The organism is Paenibacillus sanfengchensis (genome assembly GCF_036864765.1).
Classification (GTDB): Bacteria; Bacillota; Bacilli; order Paenibacillales; family Paenibacillaceae; genus Fontibacillus; species Fontibacillus sanfengchensis.
Map to the genome: position 1 here is coordinate 485,238 of NZ_JBAGJC010000001.1, position 17,765 is coordinate 503,002.

The window sequence follows — 17,765 nt, forward strand, 5'->3', positions numbered from 1 at the left end:
ACAACACAAAAAAGCCCGTTATGCAGCCGCCCCGGAAACGGACATGGCGAACCATGCCGTTTCCGGCGTTCTGCATAAGGGCTTTCTCCTCGTCTCCGACCCTGTAATTATAAAATTGAACTTGAAGAGTTCTTGCTTCTTTAATTTAGCTCCGCATTGTCAAGGGCGTATTAACGTCGTGTTAAGCCATTGCAAAAGAATGCCACAGGCTCTTGTTCCCCATGGAGACCGCGGCGGCCCCGGCACGCAGGGCCGTTTCGATTTCCTCATGGTCTTTGATCAGCCCTCCGGCAATGATCGGCAACGACGTGCTTGCCCGCAGCTCGCTGATCACTCGCGGAATCAAGCCGGGCATGACCTCTAGCGCATCGGGCCGGTTTTGGCGGACCGTATGAATCCCGTGCTCCAGCGCGGAGGTATCGATCAGGAACAGCCGCTGAATCGCCTGGAGTCCGCATTTTTTGGCCTGCTTGACCATATGGCTTTTGGTCGAAATAATGCCTGCCGGGCGAACCTTGTCGGCGATATACTCCACGGCGACGGGATCACTGGCCAAGCCGGCCAGGAAATCGACATGAAGAAACACCCGTTTTCCCGCTTCATTGGCCTGTCGGACATAATCCTGCACCGTAAACAAATCCCCGGTCAGCAGGAACAGGATCGGCCAACCGCTGTCGCAAGCCGCATCCAGATCCTCGGGCTTTCGCACGGCGGGAATAATCGTCCGGCCCCAGGTTCCCGTGAATAGTCCATTTTTCATTCTTACGCCTCCTTGTTGTTTGTCCCTAGTATAGAGGCCGTTTATCAGCGCTGGATTAACATTTACTCCAAATCGCCGCTCCATTGAAGGAACCGATAGAGCAGCACCGCGGATTCCGCGCGTGAGGACGCAGCGGCGGGATTCAGCCGATTCCCGGCAACGCCGTTGAACAGGCCGGCCTCAAGGACCGTTTCCCAGTCCGCTCGCCCCCATCTGATTTCCCCGGCGTCCTTGAACCCGGCCAGACGCCCGGAGCCGTCAGCAGGGCCGGATACGGCAGCCGATCCGGAGATTCGCATCGCTCTGGCCATCATCGCCGCCTGTTCCCCGCGCGTGACTTGAGCATCGGGGCGGAAGGTTCCGTCTCCGTAGCCGCCGACGAGCCCGGACCGGACCGCCGCCCGCACATAAGGCGCGAACCAAGCCGCCGTGGCAACATCCTTCATGGCCGGAGGAGCCGCTTCCCCGTTCCCCGCCGCCAAAACGGCTTCGGCTTCGGCATCCAGCCCCAGGGCCCGAACCAGCATCGCCGCGAACTCGGCCCGCGTCACGGCACGCCCCGGTTCAAACGCGCCGCTGCCGGTTCCCTCCAGCAGCAGCCGCTCCGCCAGTTTGCTGGCTTCGGTTTCAGCCCAATGGCCCTTCATGTCGGCAAATGCCTTTTGCTCGGCCAACACGGTATAGATTCCGCTTTGGCCGCGCGTCAATATCACTTCCGAAGCTTCGGAGACATAACGGCTCGGCGCATAAACCAGTTTCTTCCCGGCCCGATCAAAACGAACGCCTGTCCAAGTACGGCTCTTCGCATCGCCCAAGGCTCCGATGTACTGCACGGCTCCTTCGATGGAGAAGGACACGCTGCGCTGTGGCGCAGATCCGTCGCCGGAGGAAAGACGAAGTCCGAATTCCACCGCCGGACCGCCCAATGTGCCTCCGGCACGCCCGGCCGCTTCCGCCACAGCGGCTTTCTCCGATTCCTTCAGTTCGCGGACGGTGACGACAAGCTCCGCCGTATCGGCAGCGGAGCCGCCAAGGAGCCGCGTGGCCACCGCCGGGTCGATCCGCCGCAGCGGCAATCGGTAGCCGGCTTGCAGCTCGCTGTTGACCAGCGTAAGCACAGCTTCGTCCCGCTTCAACGATTCCGGCTTCAGACCGGCTAATGGAATCCTAACGCTCTCCCCCTTGAAGCGGACCTCGATAGGTTTTTCCGCCTCAAGAGCTTGCTTCAAGTCTTCCGCCTTGACGGCCCCATTTATCGCTTCAATTACGGTAGTATCGGCGCTTCCGTCGGGCTGCTCGGCCTCATTCCCTATCGGCGTCCCGGGAACGCCTTGCGCTCCACTATGGCTGCCAGAGTTCCCGCCGCCTCCGTTTCCGCCTCCGTTGCCCGGCGTTCCACCGCCGCCGTCATTACCTCCATGAACCGTGATCTCAACCGGCTCCGAATACAGGTCATAGGTGCCGCCCCCTTCGATCGAGGCCGAGTAACGCAGCAGCGCGTAAGCTTTTCCGGATCCGACCGCCTTGATGGTGTTGCCGTCCGCCCGCACCAGGTTGCCCCCCTCGATGACCACAATGTCGGGCTGAACCTCTTTTTTATCGCCCCGATAGGTTTCCGCCACCCCGTTTAAAGCCCGGGACTCTCCTTTGTTCAACACTATCGCCGGTTCCTTGGCCGTCAGCGCAGCCGCCCAATCGGAGGCATAGTACGTATAGTCCGTCGTAATCGCGAAGGCGCCCATCTTGAAGTACTTGATGATATCTTCGCGCTTGTTCAGGGTCCACGGGGAGATCAACAGCCCGCGGTGCTTGGCGGCTTCCAAGAATTTCGGCCCCAGGCCGTTATAATCCGTATTATAAGTCCAATTTTGCCGGGACAGCGCTTTGATCGTCTCCCGCAGCGAACCTTCCACATTCGCTTCGCTCGCCATATACCCGGTCAGCAGACCCGCGTTCATTTCCGGCATCAAGACAGCCAGGCGCTCCAGTTGGGCCGGATAAAAAGACATCACATTGACGATATCCTCCGCCTTGTATTTTTTGACCGTGCTCACGAACGCATCTACCGCCTCCGGGGTTTGGGTCTTGATCTCCGCATAAACCAAGCGCCCCCGCTCCCGGGCCAACTGCAACTGCTCGTCCAGGGTCGGCATCCTCACCAGCGGAAAACCTTGCGGATAAGGCTTGTTGGCGTTCAGAGCTTTCAACTCCTCAAGCGTGAAATTCTCGACCTGTCCGCGTCCGTCCGTCGTCGTTTCCAGCAAAGTATTGTGGGTGATGATAAGATATCCGTCCTTGGTCAAGAACATGTCGTTTTCAATGTAATCGGCACCGGCCTCAATCGCCAAAATATTGCTCTCGATCGTATTCTCCGGAGATACGGAAGGCATGCCGCGATGCCCGATCATGTACACCTTGCGGATCAGCGTCGTGTCGCGGCCGTACAATTCCAGCGCTTCACGGGCCTTTGCCGGGTCGGCCGTCACAAGCCCGTTAACACCGGCCGTGATCAAGCGGTGAGTCGGCAGCGACCCTCCGGTCGTATTCGGGGCACTCTGCGCCCAGACCATCACCGCCAGCTTTTGCAGGAACGCAACGTTGTCCCGGGTCGCCGCTCCCGCCGGCAGCAGTGCAACCCTGGCCTGGCTCGAAGCCGTTTGTCTGCGGATGTCCAGCAACTGCTCCGGTGTTGGATTGACCATAGAAGTGAAGTCCGCGATCCCGCGGATTACCGGATAAGCCGCTCTGGCCCGCCGGATCAAATCCGGACGGTCGGAGATGACGAACGCATCCTCCAGACCGCGCTCGCGCAGCTCGTGAACCAGCCGGTCCACCGCCAGCTCCTCTGTGACGTAAAAGGCGGGGATTACCTTTTCGCCCGTGGCGGCGATCACCTCATCCAGACGGGAAATTACCTTGCCGCCGTTCTTTTCCGTAACGGCCAGATCGGCATTGACATGAAAAATCGCCGTCGCCGGCAGGCTCCCGCCCTCGAGCTTTGCGAGGTCTTTGCCGTACACTACCTCGGTTACGACCGTAGGAGCCATCGGAATCCGCGTAGCGGGCTCCGACACCTTGACAAACGGTTTGATGTCCGGCACCGGAAGCGGCTGTTCAAGCAGAGTCACCCGGATATTATCGATCCGCATGGTGCTGCCGTCTGCTTGAAAACCGATATGCCCCTTGCTGTACGCTTCCGCCTTCGCCGTATCGATAATCAACAATTCGTTGATCCATTCCTGGACCCGATTGCCGTAGGCTTTCACCGTATACCGAAGCGGCTTTCCTTCCTCCATCGGCTCGGGGTAGGAACCGCGCTCCATCACGTTCCATTGATTGGAGGCTGTCCGCTCCGCAAATTCCACCCCATTGTAAACGGATGGATCCTTGCGCACGGCCATCTGGTAATAGGGGGAATCCCCGTTTTGAACCCGGAACATGATCGAATTCCAACGGCCGGAGTTGTTGGCCGCCGTATTCGTAATGTCCGCTTCGATCGCATAGTCGCCGAACAGGCTTAAGTAATCCGGCAGGAGAACGCGTGAGGGGTTGTCCGGCGAAACCGTGGCCCGCATTTCGAACGCCCCGTCCCGCACGCCCGCCGCACTTTCGGAAGCGCCCTGCTTACGGGTCCAGCCTTCCGGGAACGCTCCGTCCGCCATGCCGTCAAAATCCTCCGCAAACAGGACATATTCGTGCTGATCCGCAGCCTTCGCTACCAAAACCAACCGGAACTCCGCGCCGTCTTTCGCCGCCTTCACCTCATAGACTCCGGGGCTTTTCACCGTTAAGTCCATGCCGTCCGCGGTGACCTCACCGCTGTACGCGCTCCAGTTCAGCTGGCTCCCATCGATTTCCGCCGCGGTATAATCGCTGGATTCCGCCGTGAACCGGATGTCCTTCAGCGGTACCGGTTTGCCCGCCTCCATCAGCAAATAGCCGGGATCATGAGCCAGCTTCAACACCTTCGGCCCGGTCAGCGACGGCGTCACCGTGACATTGACGCGGGATTCCGCCTGGTGGTAAACCCCCGTGATCACCGCTTCGCCCTCCTTCACCGGTACGGGCCGGTTGTCCACGATCTTGACGACGCTCTCATCCGAAGAATACAGCTTCAGGTCCTTGATCTGGAGTGGCTCCACCACCCCGTCGGAGTAATACACGGTAGCGGTCACCGTCAGCGGTCCGCTCAGCGCTTCCGCTGAATTCGGCAAAAGGAGATCCAGCCGGTCGGCCGTTAGGCGGGTCACCTTCAGATTATCGAAAGAAACAGCGGCCTGGTCCGCCTGGAAGCCTACTTTTCCGCGCTTCAGAAGCCCGCTGTCCAGCGTCGCGTCCACCAGCAGGGCGAACTCCGCTTCATCCCTGGCCTTGATGTATTCTTTGACATGATCGCCGAACACCCGCACTTTCAGCGTGTAGTCCTTGCCGAGCGTAAGCGGCTGCCAAGTCCCGCTTTCCGGTACGGACCACTGGTTGGCCGGGTTCCGGTAGGCCAGTTCGTAAGCGCCGTTTTGCCTTACGGCCATTTGATTGTACGGCGCCTTGCCGTTCGAAGGAACGCGGAACATCAGCGCCGCCCAGCGCGCCGGGTTCAGCACGCTTTCAAACCGGACATCCGCTTCCACGGTGTAGTTGTCGGCTTGCACGGGCGCGGTGATTCGCGCCTGCCATCCAGAACCGTTGCCGTCAAAGCGCAGTCTTTTGCCCGAAAGGGACGGATCCGCAGCCTCGCCATAAGTGTCTCCCGTCACGGAGGAGTACGTGTCCCGGGTGACCGTAAACGCCGGGCTTCCTCCATTAACGTCGGACACCCAGCCTGGCGGAATCGTTCCCTCGTTATAGCCTTCGAAGTTCTCCTCCAGCAGCACCGGATCCACAAAGCCGGAGACCGGGGCGTCATCGGAGAGCTGTACCACGCCGTACCCCGTCGTATCGTTCCAGAAGCTGGATGAATTGTAGGCGCTCCAATAGTTCGTTCGCTGTTTGGCCGTATCCGCCGCATCGTAGCGGTTGGTAACGCCCACTTCGAGGCCGAGCTGCTTCTGAAGCCGGGGGTCCATGTGGAGCATGTCCCATGGCACGGCAAGCTCCGCGCTCCAACCTTCGGGTGTGGTATGGATGGACCGAAGCACTTTCTTCTCATCCTTGTCCGCATGATTGTTCAGCGCCGCGCCGAACCGGAACTCCGGCGTGCTTCCGTCTTGCCCGTAAAGCAGGCCGATCTGCATATCCTCCGGGGCAAAGGGAGAGGACCGGTGCAAGGTAGGATCGAAAAACAGGTTGAGACTGTCCTGGTCGAACCAGTATCCGCTGCCCCCGGTGATCGGCGTCTCGTCCGCGATCCGCACCCCGATATACAAGTAAGTGTCGTCCCACAGCAGCCCGAACCGATGATCCTCGTTTGAAACCGGGTCGGTGCGCACCGAAAGGGGCTCGCTCACGCTCCAGAAAGATTCCTCCAAACGTCCGTCAATGACCGGTGCCGTCAGCGTCCGTACCGCCTGCATCTCTGCCCTTCCCGGTTCCTTCTCCGCGGCCGCGGCCGCAGCCGTTGAAGTTCCCGCTCCAATATTCGCAAGACCGGCCAATAGGGACAAAACCGTGATAAGATGCAGCAGCTTTTTCGCTTTTTTCATGCGTTAGGTATCCCTCCTAGGAATAGGTTGAAGGATGCGGCAGACTCCCCTCCCGGTCACGGCCAGAGCCGAACCATTAGCCTCAGCCATCCGCTTCGTTGGGCAGCACAAAAAAACCGTCCGTCCGCTTCGTTAAGCCCGCCCCTAAAGGGCCTCCGGCTTTCCGTAGCGAAAAGAGGGTTTTCTCCTGGTCTCTACCCGGTATTCGATTGGGTTTTGCAATCCGGCATGATCACACATTCGCCGCCTGGATCGCTAAAAGCATCGCCCTACTCGCGCAGGGGGCTGTCTGTCCTCATCCCACGATACCTACACTTTAAAACGGAATTATTTTCACCGTATCTGATCCAAGTAAAGGGATTGTAAATAACGGATATAAATTTTCCGTCCGCTCGCCCGGAAAGTCCGGTTCAGGAATCTCCGGTCATTTGTAGCGCCTCTTTAATTTGGGAAATGGATAATCCTGCCGCTTTTTTCTCACGGATCCAATGAATGCGGGCAATCGTCTCCTCCCTTTTATATCGGCGCGTTAAGTTTTCCTCCGCCTGCTCGTAGGGAAGCAAACCTTCTTCAGTGTAAAATTTAAGCGTGCTGTAGCGGGAATCCGTCAACCTGACTAATTCTCCGATAGATACGTATTCTGACGCCAGAATCGCCTCCATCGATCGTTGTCTCGACATGTAGGGTTCTCTCCTCTAAATAGAGCGCTTGGGAAGCAGGCGTACGCCATGAATAGGAACTCTGCCGTAAATAGCCTGCGGGACCGCCTCATACTCTACATTATCGATTTTCAGCGTCGGAATCGGCCCTGTCCTTAGGATGGAGTACGAATGGCCGTTGGATTCCAGCCGTCTCGTCACATCGCTCAGCCTTTCCTGGGGATTGGAGAACCAGACCTCCGTTTCGATAAATACCGATTGCGCCCGCTCCATGACCGGGAATATGAAGTTTACCCCGCTGCCCACCGGTGTTTTAACAAACTGCGTTTTCGCCCGAAGTAAGCGCTTGACCGTCAATTCCCAGCCGTGCCGGATGCGAATCGGATACACAAGCCGGGCAAGCGGGTTATTTTTATGCAGTTCATTCATGCGGACAGCAACCCGTTCCAACTCGTTTCTCGAAAAAAGATCATGCATGCATCCGCTTTCCTGGAGCAGCCACAACATACAGATCGTCTTCTCATCGACCGCTCCCTCCTCGAGAATCTCCGCTCGACAGTGCTCGGTAATTCTCGTGTACATCTGCTTGTGACACCGGTATTCTTTGATGGAAAGTCCCGCCGAATGAAAATAAAGATCGCACCCCATCAGATGCGGAATTTCTTCCAACAGCCCCATTTGAATTAACGATGCGGAGACGGCCATCTCTAATCGGTTTAGTTTTCTTTTGGACAACCCTGAAGCTCTTTTTAACCACCCGCCCAGGCTTCCTCTTTTTTTTGCAAAATAAGGGTCTTGAAAAAACACTTCCCGGTAAGGAACGGATGAAAAAGTGGCCTGAATCTCCTTACTCACACCAAGCTGATCATCGGGCCCCGTCATGAACCCTTCCATATAAGCTTCCAAAATCACCGCCGCCGCCATGCAGCGCAGCGCGACTTTCTTCGCTGTGGTCATATGCCGGCTTCGCTGCGCATTTAGCGAAATCATTGAGAACTCCTGAACCAGACTAAAATCGTGCATGGACTTGACCTCCCTATTTGCGATTAGGGCATGCTAATTACTCAACTACTTACTACTTACTACTTACTACTTACTACTTACTACTTACTACTTACTACTTACTACTTATAATATTCCAATTTGATCAGGCCCGCAACACTTGCATATAAAAAAGACAACAGCTCAACCGCCATTGTCTTCGTCTGCCATTTAAATAACGCCCCCGAACTCCCGTTTGATGTTCTCATAATGCCTGCCGTACCTGCCGGCGAGTTCCTCCGACAAATCTTGTTCGATCCGCTCCATGACGATGTCGTGGAAAAAGGCGGTATGCAGCAATTCCAGCACCGACGGGTGATCGCTTTCCAGCGCCGTCAACTGAACGGCTTGCCCGAAGCTCCCGAGCAGGGCCGTCTCATGGTCGCACAGGAGCGAAAATCTGCGTGATCCGAGTTCTCCCCACTCTTCCAGCCGCTGGTGGGCGATGATGCCTTTTAATGGCGAATGGGCTTCTCCAATCACGACGACCACGACGGCGACCCCTCGGCTTTCGGCCTCCAATAACGGCGTCTCCACCCAGTGCAAGTCCTCCGCCCAAATATCGACCAGAATATTCCTCTCGGCATTCGCGATCAGCCGCCGGATCGTCGTCTCCACCGCCTTGTCCCCTTTCCAGCTTCCGAAGGAAGCTGCCCGTTTGGGCGGCGCTTTCAGTTCCCCCAACAGCTGCTGCGTCGTCCGCTCAAAATCCGACCGGAGCAGAGCTATAACCTGACCGATCGGAACGGGCTCATAAAGAACCGGATCGGACTCGATCGTCCGGCAAATCCCTTTCTCGCCGAGCACTCGGAGGGCGGAGTACACATTGGTCCGGGACACCGACACCCTTTTGGCCACCTCGTATCCCGAAATTCCCGGCTCTTCATGCAGCGCCAAATAGCATCGGGCTTCCAAATCGGAGAGGCCGATGGCTCTAAGCTGCTCGATCACTTGGCTCACCTCTTGTTTTTTAATTATAGTGTTATTAAAAAATACTACGTTCAATAAGCTGATGTCAAACGCTTAGATGCTGAAATCTCAAAATGTGACCGCGAACTTCCCTCCTCTCTGGCAAATTCCTGCAAATCTGCAGGCTTTTCTCCTCCGTGCGGCCGGAATTTAATAATTCCTGCAAATCTGCAGGTTTTTTGGGCAAAGTCTTCCCCCTTCAAAAAAATCTCAATAAATTCCTGCAGGATTTGCATCAATTTCTCGCATGGCCCTTTCAATCGCTGAAAATTCCTGCAGATTTGCATCTTTTTGACTCGGCGGCTCCCACCTCCCCCTGATTACGGACAAACGAGCGAATCCGAGAAATACCATCCTCCCAAAAAAGGAAAATAACGCCCCAAAAAGGCGTTATTCGCGGAGAACAAATAGTGCCCTGACCTGCTTGTATTCCCGTGCGTTATCGTGCGTTAGACCGGTTCATTCATGTCCGGCCGTCCGACGACGCGCCTGAATCTCGCGCTTACGGCTACTTTGCCTGCCCCAGCACCCCGGGCTTCGGCGTGACTCCGAACGCACGGGCCAGGTCCCAAAGCTGCGTTTCCGTAATCCGCTGTTTGATTTCATGCGGAGCGATCAGCATGTAAATCTGCGCCGCCTTCTCGACCGTCTCAATCAGGCCGAAGGCCTCATCCATCGTGTTGCCGGCGCCGTAAATCCCGTGCTGGGGCCAGATGACCACACGGCTGGTGCGCATTTTTTCCGCCGTCGCGCGGCCGATCTCCGTAGTGCCCGGCACGATCCACGGCACGATGCTGACGCCGTCGGGAAAGACGACGAGACATTCCGTGCACATTTCCCACAGCGTTTTGGTAAAAGCATTCTCGTCAAGATCATGGATAAAGGTCATCGCTATCACATTCGTCGCATGGGTATGGAGGATTACGCGATGGCCCGGGTCCGCCTGAAGCCGCTCGATATGGCTCATGAAGTGGGCGGCCAGTTCGCTGGTCGGCACCGCTCCATCCTTGAAGCCCCAGAGCAGCTCCAACCGCTCGCCGTCCGCCGATACGCGAAGGACACCCAGGTTCACTTCCGGATCATCGCTTACATTTTTGAAGTATTTGCCCGATCCCGTCACAATGAAGTACCTTCCGGCCAAAGCATGCACCGGAAAAGAAGGCTGAATCACCCGCAGCACACGGTGAATATCGATGTGTTTGGCGACCTCGGCCTCGTCCAGCAAGTAACTGACGTTCCCTCCGTTTCGCTCATCCCATCCGTACTTCCACATATTGGAGGTTACCTCGGACATTTCCCGGATAAAGGGCGCTTCCCCCGACCCGATATAATTTTGCGATTCCGTGACATAAGCTGTCATGACCATCCTATCCCCTTTATAAAAATTCGTTTATATTGTTAAACTATCAGCCCATTTAACGGGAATTCCTTCCGTTAATTTGATGCCTGCGTAGCAGCAGAGGCAAAAAGCTGGAAAACCTCCCGCTAATTCGCCTGAAATTGCGTATATCGGCCGTTGGACTTGTTCCCTACCTTTTCAAAAGAACATCCCGCTCGTACGCCTTGACCTCCGAAAGCCATTGCTCGCGTACGGGGACCCCGGACATAGCGCAGTAGTAATCCCAGACCGCTCCGAACGGATACGCTTTAAACTCTTCGGTCAGAGCGAGCCGCGTCGTGTAGTCCTTGTCCAGTTCCGCTACCTTCAACTGCTCGACCGGCTCCAGCATGGCCCGCAGGAGCGCCCTGATCGTATTGCGTGTCCCGATGACCCACGCGGCCACATGATTGATGCTGCCATCAAAGAAATCGAGGCCCACGTGGGTTCTCGGCAACAGCTCGCCCCGCACCAGCTCCCGGGCGATCTCCAGAAGCTCGTCGTCCATAATGACGACATGGTCGCTGTCCCACCGGACCGGGCGGCTTACGTGCAGAAGAAGCTGGTCCACAAACATCAGAACGGACGAAATTTTGTTGGAGATCACTTCAGTCGGGTGAAAATGCCCCGCATCCAGACAAAGGGCTTTCCCCGCAGACATGGCATATCCCATATAGAACTCGTGCGATCCCACCACATAACTCTCCGACCCAATCCCGAACAGTTTGCTTTCGACCGCATCTATATTGTAGCGGGGATCGATATCCTCCCGGAAAATCTCATCCAGGGATTCCTTCAGCCTTCTGCGCGGCGACAGCCGGTCCACCGGGATGTCCTTGTAACCGTCCGGAATCCAGAAATTCGTCACGCAAGTCTGGCCGAGTTCCTTGCCGAAATGCGCCGCGATCCGGCGCGAGGCTTGGCAATGGGCGATCCAGAAATCGCGGATCTCCCGGTCCGGATGGCTCAGCGTAAACCCGTCCTCCGCCTTGGGATGCGAGAAACAAGTCGGATTGAAGTCCAAACCGAGCCCCTGTTCCCGCGCCCAGTCCACCCAGCTTTGAAAATGCTTGGGTTCAAGCCGATCCAAATCCACCTTCTCGTCGGTGTCCGCATAGATGGCATGCAGGTTTACTTTATGTTTCCCCGGGATCAACGAGAGCGCTTTTTCCAGGTCCTGACGAAGCTCGCCAGGAGTCCCGGCACGCCCGGGATAACTGCCGGTAACCGCGATTCCGCCGCTTAAGTCTTTATCCCGAAAAAGGAATCCGCGAACATCATCCCCCTGCCAGCAGTGCAAGGAAATTTTGATATCCGCAAGCTTTTTCAATACCTCATCGACATCAATCCCGTGCTTGCTATAGAGATCTTTGGCATATTCGTAATTTCCGACGATTTTGGCATCCATCTGGTTCTCTCCTTTTTCACATGAGATTCAAGTTCCTTCCAACCGCCGCTAAAACACCGGGCTTGCTTTCACCCGTTCCCACCGCTCCAGCAACTGCTTCCGGTTCTCGACGGGACGCGGCACATAGCGGGTAACCGGAAAGGATTTGGCGATGGCTTCGCGCGCTTCCCTTACATTGCCAAGGCGCCCGCACGCGATCATTTGCACGGCGAGATTGCCGATGGCCGTGGATTCGGAAGGCCCGGCACTCACCGTTTTTTCCATCAAATCCGCGGTACATTGATTGAGCAGCCCGTTATTGGCTCCGCCCCCGACGATATGAAGAACTTTGAACGTGCTGTCCGTTAACCTTTCAAGCTCCTTCATATAATCGCAGTACGTAAGCGCAAGGCTTTCAAAGATACATCTCGCCACTTCTCCAAGCGTCTGCGGCACCGGTTGCCCTGTCTCCTCGCAAAAGCTGCGAATCTCCTCGACCATATCGACCGGGTTTAAAAACCTCTGATGATTACAGGCAACCAGGCTTTGGAAGGGAGGAGCCTCCTCAGCCCATTGCACCAGCTCCGCAAAGCTGCAGTCCATCCCCGAAACCCTGCGGGTTTCCTGGATCATCCACAGCCCCATAATGTTTGTCAAGAACCGATAAGTTCTGTAAGCTCCCCGTTCATTCGTATAATTGCATGTCAGCGCGGACTCGGTGTTTAGCGGCTCCGTCAACTCCGCCCCAAGCAGGGACCAGGTCCCGCTGCTCAGAAACGCCCATGGCCGATCGTGGGCCGCCGGGACCCCGACGACCGCGGAAGCCGTGTCATGGGTCGGTACCACGATCAGCTCGCATTCCGGGAGGCCGTAAGCTTCCTTCAATTCGGGGAGGAGAGGTCCCAGTCTTATCCCCGGCTCCGTCAGCTCCGCAAACTGCGTCCGGTCAAGCCCCAGAATGCCCAGCAGCTCTTCGTCGAACTCTCCATCCTGCAAATTCAGCAGTTGCGTGGTGGACGCATTCGTCAGCTCGTTGATCTTCCTTCCCGTCAAGCGGAAATATAAATAATCCGGCACGAGAAGAATCGAATCCGTTCGCTTCAATTGTTCGGAATCGTGGACAAAAAGCTGGTACATCGTGTTGAACGACAGCTCCTGGATCCCGGTTTTGCGGTAGACCTCCTCACGCGGGATCACCCGGTGAAAATCATCGGGCGCTCCGTTTGTCCGGGAATCCCGATAAGCATACACTTCGTGAATCCGGTCCCCCGCCCGGTCAAGCAGGACGTAATCCACAGCCCAGGTATCGATGCCGAGTGTGCAGTGGGCGATGCCCTCCTGCTTGGCTTTGACGAGGCCGGCCAAAATCTCTGCAAACAAATGATCGATCTCCCAATAATCATGGCCCTCAACCCTATGAAACCGGTTTTCAAACCGGTGCAGCTCCCTGATAATCAACTGTCCGGCAATCAAAGCGCCATGCACCAGCCTTCCACTGGAGGCTCCGATATCCACCGCGATATGATTTAACATAGGTTTTTCCCCTTATGGTCAAATAAAGTGAACGATTTTCCTTCATCCTAATGGCTGAACTTCCGATTGTCAACGAAATTATGTTTGTTTATATGTTTTTATGTTTGTTTTTAGATTGAATATTTTTGAAATCGATTTTATAATCAAAAACAAAACAACATATTGGAGTGTGGTTTATATGCTAACCGCCCGCAAATTGTATTGGCCATCGATTAACCTGATCGGTCCCGGCTGTATCCAAGAGATCGGTCAAGAAGTGAAAAAAATAACAAAGTCCAAAGTCCTGCTCGTTACCGATCCAACGCTCCTGCAGCTGGGTGTGGTCAAGAAGGTGACCGACATCCTGGATGCGGAAAAGATCGACTACGTGATTTTCTCCGACGTGAAGCCGAACCCGACCACGCAAAATGTCTATGACGGGCTGAAGGTCTATCGGGACCATGCCTGCGGCGGACTCATTTCCGTCGGCGGAGGTTCGCCGCAGGATGCGGCCAAAGCGATCGGCATCCTCTCCACCAATGGAGGCAAGATTACCGATTATGAAGGCATCAACAAATCAGCCCACAAATCGGCGCCGATCATAGCGATTAATACGACAGCGGGAACCGCCTCCGAGGTCACCATCAATTACGTCATCACCGACGAGGAGCGGAAAATCAAAATGGTGATGGTTGACCCGAATTCCCTGGCCGCCGTTGCCGTTAACGATCCGGAGCTGATGCTTAACAAGCCGCCCGGCCTAACCGCGGCAACCGGGATGGATGCGCTCACCCACGCCATTGAGGCTTATGTGGCCGCAGGCTCATTTGAACTTACCGACAGTTTGGCCGAACAAGCGATCCGGTTTATCTCGCGTTCTCTACGCGAAGCGGTGAAGAACGGGTCCAACCTGCAAGCCCGCTCCGAGATGGCGTGGGGCTCTTATGTCGCGGGCCTCGCTTTTTCCAACTGCGGCCTCGGCATCGTTCACAGCATGGCCCATCAACTCGGTTCCGAATACGATCTCCCGCATGGGGTTGCCAACGCGATCTTGCTCCCCTATGTCATGGAATACAACCTCGATGCCCGCCCCAAGAAATTTGCCAAGATCGCCGAAGCGTTGGACCTGGACACCTCTTCGGCACCTTCGGTTCACGAAGCGGCACGGATGGCCCTGGACGGTTTGAAAGCGCTGTCCAGGGATGTGGGTATTCCTCCTTTAAAGGAAACGGGCTTCCATCCGGACGATATCGGCAAGCTGGCCCGCCAAGCGATGCAAGACGTTTGTACGGGCGGGAACCCGAAGCCGGTGACGGAACAGGATATCATGGATTTATATATGAAAGCTTACCGCGTGGAATGACGATCCGCGTTGCGATATGGAAACGGCGGCCTCCGGACCCGGAGAACCGCCGTTTAGTAATTTTTCGGCACGGCGTCAACCGGAAACCAACACGGCATAGACCACGCCCGGGCCATGCACGCCGATCGTGAGATCGTTCTCGATATCGGCGGAACGGCTCGGCCCCGAGATGAAATGAATGCCGGCCGGCAGGCCTTCCCGCCCGACCCGGTCGAACTCCGTCAGCACCTCGCCAAGCCTGGTGACCAGCGAAGAAACCGGGATGACGGTGAAGAGGAGCATCGGCAGAAGGCTGACCGAGCGGCCTTTTTCGGGGCCGGAGAGCACGGCGATGGAGCCGGTGTAGGCAACCGCGTAATCCGCCAGGACGATGCCGATATCCGCTTCGGCCGCACGGGCTTTCCAGTCCCGGGACGATCCCCGGTTCCACACGTGCACTTCCGCCTCCGGCAGAGACGATTCCAGGCCCAACTCCGCCAATGCCGGCCGGTCATGACGGAGAATTCGCTTTGCCTTCAGCTCCAGCGCCTTCTCCGTCATGAACCGGCCGGCGTCCTGCAAGCTGTCCGCCCGAATCACATCCCCCCCGGCCGCCTCAAAGTTCCGCGTAAACAGTTGAATGTTATCGTCCTCGGAACCTTCGTAACGATTCCAAAATTCGGGAGCTCCCCGGTACGGCTGCCGCGGCTTTTCCGTCAAACGCGGACGCTGCAGCCGTGAGGCAATCTTGCCCAGAAACTCCTCCTGTTTAGCCCTCGAGCGTTGATTCAGGTGATCCAGCCACTCCCGGTGGCCTTCCGCCATGTTCCTCACCTCCTGCGCTTTTCTCCCGGCCGCGGATCCGTTCCCGCATCCGCGCCTCGATTTCCGGTACCAGCTCCCGAAGTCCTTGCCGCAGCTCGGCCTCCAAGGTTGGATAACGTTCCCGGAACGGTTCGGCGGCCAAGCTTGGGGCCACTCTGTAGCGGTTCCAGCCTTTCAGCGGCCCCAGTTTCAGCCGAATGCCGCCGTCCCGCACGATCAACTTCTGTCCAAACCTCCCCAGTCTCAAAGCCCCGTGGTAGCGTTTGGAGCGGGACATCAGCGAGCCGAAAGCTTTCATTCCCGCCGTCTCGAGCGCATTGCCGTATCCCTGCTCGACCTTTCTCCGCCGCAGCGAGACGAGCATAACATGCAGCGGGATCTTGACCGGGCAGGCCTCGTAGCATGCCCCGCACAAGCTGGAAGCACCCGCGATATCATCCCAGTCCGCAACGTTCCTCTTCAGTGCCGGTGTGAGCACCGCCCCGATCGGCCCGCTGTAGGTACCGCCGTAGGCGTGACCCCCGATATGGCGGTACACGGGACAAGCGTTCAAACATGCCCCGCACCGGATGCAGTTCAGCAGCTCTTGGAATTCGGGATCGCCCAACTGCAAGGACCTGCCGTTTTCGAGGATGATGACATGCATCTCCTCCGGGCCGTCCGTGTCGCCAGGGCGTTTCGGCCCCGTAATTCCCGACATGTAGACCGTCAGTTTCTGACCGGTCGCGGAACGGGGAAGCAGCGTGGCCATCACTTCGAGATCGCTCCAGGAGGGGATAATCCGCTCCATGCCCATAAAAGAGATTTGCGTCTTCGGCAGGGTGGTGACCATACGGGCATTCCCCTCATTTTCGAACAGGACGATCGAGCCGGTTTCCGCAATCGCAAAATTGCAGCCCGTAACGCCGATGTCGGCGGCCAGAAATTTTTCGCGCAGTTTTTTCCGGACATACCCCGCCAGTATCGTCGTTTCGGGAGCGAGCCGTTCGCCGGCGTCCTCGGACAACAGGTCCGCAATCTGATAACGGTTTTTGTGAATCGCCGGAATAATGATATGAGACGGCGTTTCTCCGGCCCGTTGAATAATATACTCGCCCAAATCCGTTTCGACCGCCTCGATCCCGGCCGTCTCCAGAGCCTGATTCAGGTGAATTTCCTCCGTCACCATCGACTTGGATTTCACTGCTGAAGCCGCCGCATGTCTGGAAGCGATTTCAAGAGCGAGTGAAACGGCTTCCTCAGATGTATCGGCAAAATGGACATGCGCGCCGTTCTCCCGGGCCTGGTCCGCAAACAGGCCGAGATAGTAATCCAGATGGGCGATCGTATGCAGCCGGATCTGCCTGCCCCGTTCCCGCCATGCCTCCCAATTCCCGTGTTCCTCGGCCGCTTTCCGCTTGCCGCTGCGAAGCCGTTCCGTCGTAAAGCGGACCGCCTTCCGCAAAAAATCGTCGTTCAAGGCGAGGCCGGCCCGCTCCTGTACCGTTTTCTCCGCTTTGCCCGTCGCACTCATACCAGCTTCACCCCTTCATAGAGCAGTTCCGCGAGGTGCATCACCCGAACCGGCTCGTTACGGTAACGCAAGTGACCGGCGATGTTCATCAGACAGGCCATATCCAGCCCGACCAGAACCTCGGCCTCGGTCTCCTTGAGATGATCGACTTTCTCCGTAACCATGGCCCCGGAAATATCCGGCATTTTCACGGCGAAAGTGCCCCCGAAACCGCAGCAGTCCTCAGCAAAAGGGAGCGGAACGAACTCCAGATCCTTAACGTGACTCAGCAGCTCCATCGGCTCGTTTTTCACACCCAGCAAACGGCTCCCATGACAGGAGGGATGGTACGTGACTTTATGGGGAAACCGGGCCCCTACATCGGTCACGCCAAGCACCTGGACCAGAAATTGCGTAAATTCAAACGTTTTAAGCTGGAGCTGCCGCACTTTCTCACGCCACTCCGGCTCGTCCTTGAACAGCTCTTCGTAATGGTGAACCATATAGGTGCAGGAACCGGAAGGGGAAACGACGAAGTCGCTATCCTCAAAAGCGGCAAGAATCGTCTTAGCGGCCGCCTTCGCTTCCGCCCAGTACCCGCTGTTATAGGCCGGCTGCCCGCAGCAGGTCTGCAGCTTGGGGAAGTCCAGCAGGATCCCGTACCTGGCCAGCAGCCGCATCATCGTTTCCCCGACCCGGGGATACACCGCATCGCTGACGCAAGTAATGAACATGGACACCTTCAACCCGTTCACCCTCTA

Annotated in this window: 12 protein-coding genes; 1 reads left to right on the forward strand and 11 read right to left on the reverse strand. The window is 56.8% G+C overall.

What is annotated here, in order from left to right; genetic code table 11:
* Positions 1–181 precede the first annotated feature (181 nt).
* From V4U84_RS02325 to rhaB, 8 genes are all read right to left on the reverse strand, one after another.
* Positions 182–760, reverse strand: a complete 579-nt coding sequence (locus tag V4U84_RS02325) for a glycerol-3-phosphate responsive antiterminator (protein ID WP_334073156.1) — start codon at positions 758–760, stop codon at positions 182–184.
* Positions 761–822: 62 nt separating this feature from the next.
* Positions 823–6,399, reverse strand: coding sequence for a glycerophosphodiester phosphodiesterase family protein (locus V4U84_RS02330; RefSeq protein ID WP_334076693.1), 5,577 nt, complete (start codon positions 6,397–6,399; stop codon positions 823–825).
* A 410-nt stretch (positions 6,400–6,809) separates the two neighbouring features.
* Positions 6,810–7,079, reverse strand: coding sequence for a helix-turn-helix domain-containing protein (locus V4U84_RS02335; RefSeq protein ID WP_334073158.1), 270 nt, complete (start codon positions 7,077–7,079; stop codon positions 6,810–6,812).
* A 15-nt stretch (positions 7,080–7,094) separates the two neighbouring features.
* Positions 7,095–8,081, reverse strand: a complete 987-nt coding sequence (locus V4U84_RS02340) for a hypothetical protein (protein WP_334076694.1) — start codon at positions 8,079–8,081, stop codon at positions 7,095–7,097.
* A 189-nt stretch (positions 8,082–8,270) separates the two neighbouring features.
* Positions 8,271–9,050 (reverse strand): TrmB family transcriptional regulator, encoded by a 780-nt coding sequence (locus tag V4U84_RS02345; RefSeq protein ID WP_334076695.1) that lies wholly within the window; start codon positions 9,048–9,050, stop codon positions 8,271–8,273.
* Positions 9,051–9,576: 526 nt separating this feature from the next.
* A complete protein-coding gene (gene rhaD / locus V4U84_RS02350; RefSeq protein WP_334076696.1) occupies positions 9,577–10,428 on the reverse strand; it encodes a rhamnulose-1-phosphate aldolase in 852 nt (283 codons plus the stop codon).
* A 169-nt stretch (positions 10,429–10,597) separates the two neighbouring features.
* Positions 10,598–11,854, reverse strand: coding sequence for an L-rhamnose isomerase (rhaA, locus tag V4U84_RS02355; protein WP_334073163.1), 1,257 nt, complete (start codon positions 11,852–11,854; stop codon positions 10,598–10,600).
* Positions 11,855–11,902: 48 nt separating this feature from the next.
* Positions 11,903–13,366, reverse strand: a complete 1,464-nt coding sequence (gene rhaB / locus V4U84_RS02360) for a rhamnulokinase (RefSeq protein WP_334073164.1) — start codon at positions 13,364–13,366, stop codon at positions 11,903–11,905.
* 178 nt (positions 13,367–13,544) lie between these two features.
* On the opposite strand from rhaB, the gene V4U84_RS02365 reads away from it, so the two are divergent.
* Entirely contained in the window at positions 13,545–14,708 is a 1,164-nt protein-coding gene (locus tag V4U84_RS02365; RefSeq protein WP_334073165.1) for an iron-containing alcohol dehydrogenase, read from the forward strand.
* A 75-nt stretch (positions 14,709–14,783) separates the two neighbouring features.
* Here the strand turns inward: V4U84_RS02365 and V4U84_RS02370 are convergent, their stop codons facing one another.
* From V4U84_RS02370 to V4U84_RS02380, 3 genes are read right to left on the reverse strand one after another with little or no spacing between them, the layout of a single operon-like run.
* Entirely contained in the window at positions 14,784–15,512 is a 729-nt protein-coding gene (locus V4U84_RS02370; protein ID WP_334073166.1) for a LutC/YkgG family protein, read from the reverse strand.
* Entirely contained in the window at positions 15,457–17,025 is a 1,569-nt protein-coding gene (locus V4U84_RS02375) for a LutB/LldF family L-lactate oxidation iron-sulfur protein (RefSeq protein ID WP_334073167.1), read from the reverse strand. Before V4U84_RS02375 ends, V4U84_RS02370 begins: the two co-directional genes overlap by 56 nt.
* Positions 17,022–17,750 (reverse strand): (Fe-S)-binding protein, encoded by a 729-nt coding sequence (locus tag V4U84_RS02380; protein ID WP_334073378.1) that lies wholly within the window; start codon positions 17,748–17,750, stop codon positions 17,022–17,024. The genes V4U84_RS02375 and V4U84_RS02380 overlap by 4 nt, the downstream gene beginning before the upstream one ends.
* Positions 17,751–17,765 lie beyond the last annotated feature (15 nt).

Bases quoted from the DNA above. Each gene is read 5' to 3' on its own strand.
- V4U84_RS02325 (WP_334073156.1), bottom strand. From the start codon at position 760: ATGAAAAATGGACTATTCACGGGAACCTGGGGCCGGACGATTATTCCC.
- V4U84_RS02330 (WP_334076693.1), bottom strand. From the start codon at position 6,399: ATGAAAAAAGCGAAAAAGCTGCTGCATCTTATCACGGTTTTGTCCCTA.
- V4U84_RS02335 (WP_334073158.1), bottom strand. From the start codon at position 7,079: ATGTCGAGACAACGATCGATGGAGGCGATTCTGGCGTCAGAATACGTA.
- V4U84_RS02340 (WP_334076694.1), bottom strand. From the start codon at position 8,081: ATGCACGATTTTAGTCTGGTTCAGGAGTTCTCAATGATTTCGCTAAAT.
- rhaD (WP_334076696.1), bottom strand. From the start codon at position 10,428: ATGACAGCTTATGTCACGGAATCGCAAAATTATATCGGGTCGGGGGAA.
- rhaA (WP_334073163.1), bottom strand. From the start codon at position 11,854: ATGGATGCCAAAATCGTCGGAAATTACGAATATGCCAAAGATCTCTAT.
- rhaB (WP_334073164.1), bottom strand. From the start codon at position 13,366: ATGTTAAATCATATCGCGGTGGATATCGGAGCCTCCAGTGGAAGGCTG.
- V4U84_RS02365 (WP_334073165.1), top strand. From the start codon at position 13,545: ATGCTAACCGCCCGCAAATTGTATTGGCCATCGATTAACCTGATCGGT.
- V4U84_RS02370 (WP_334073166.1), bottom strand. From the start codon at position 15,512: ATGGCGGAAGGCCACCGGGAGTGGCTGGATCACCTGAATCAACGCTCG.
- V4U84_RS02375 (WP_334073167.1), bottom strand. From the start codon at position 17,025: ATGAGTGCGACGGGCAAAGCGGAGAAAACGGTACAGGAGCGGGCCGGC.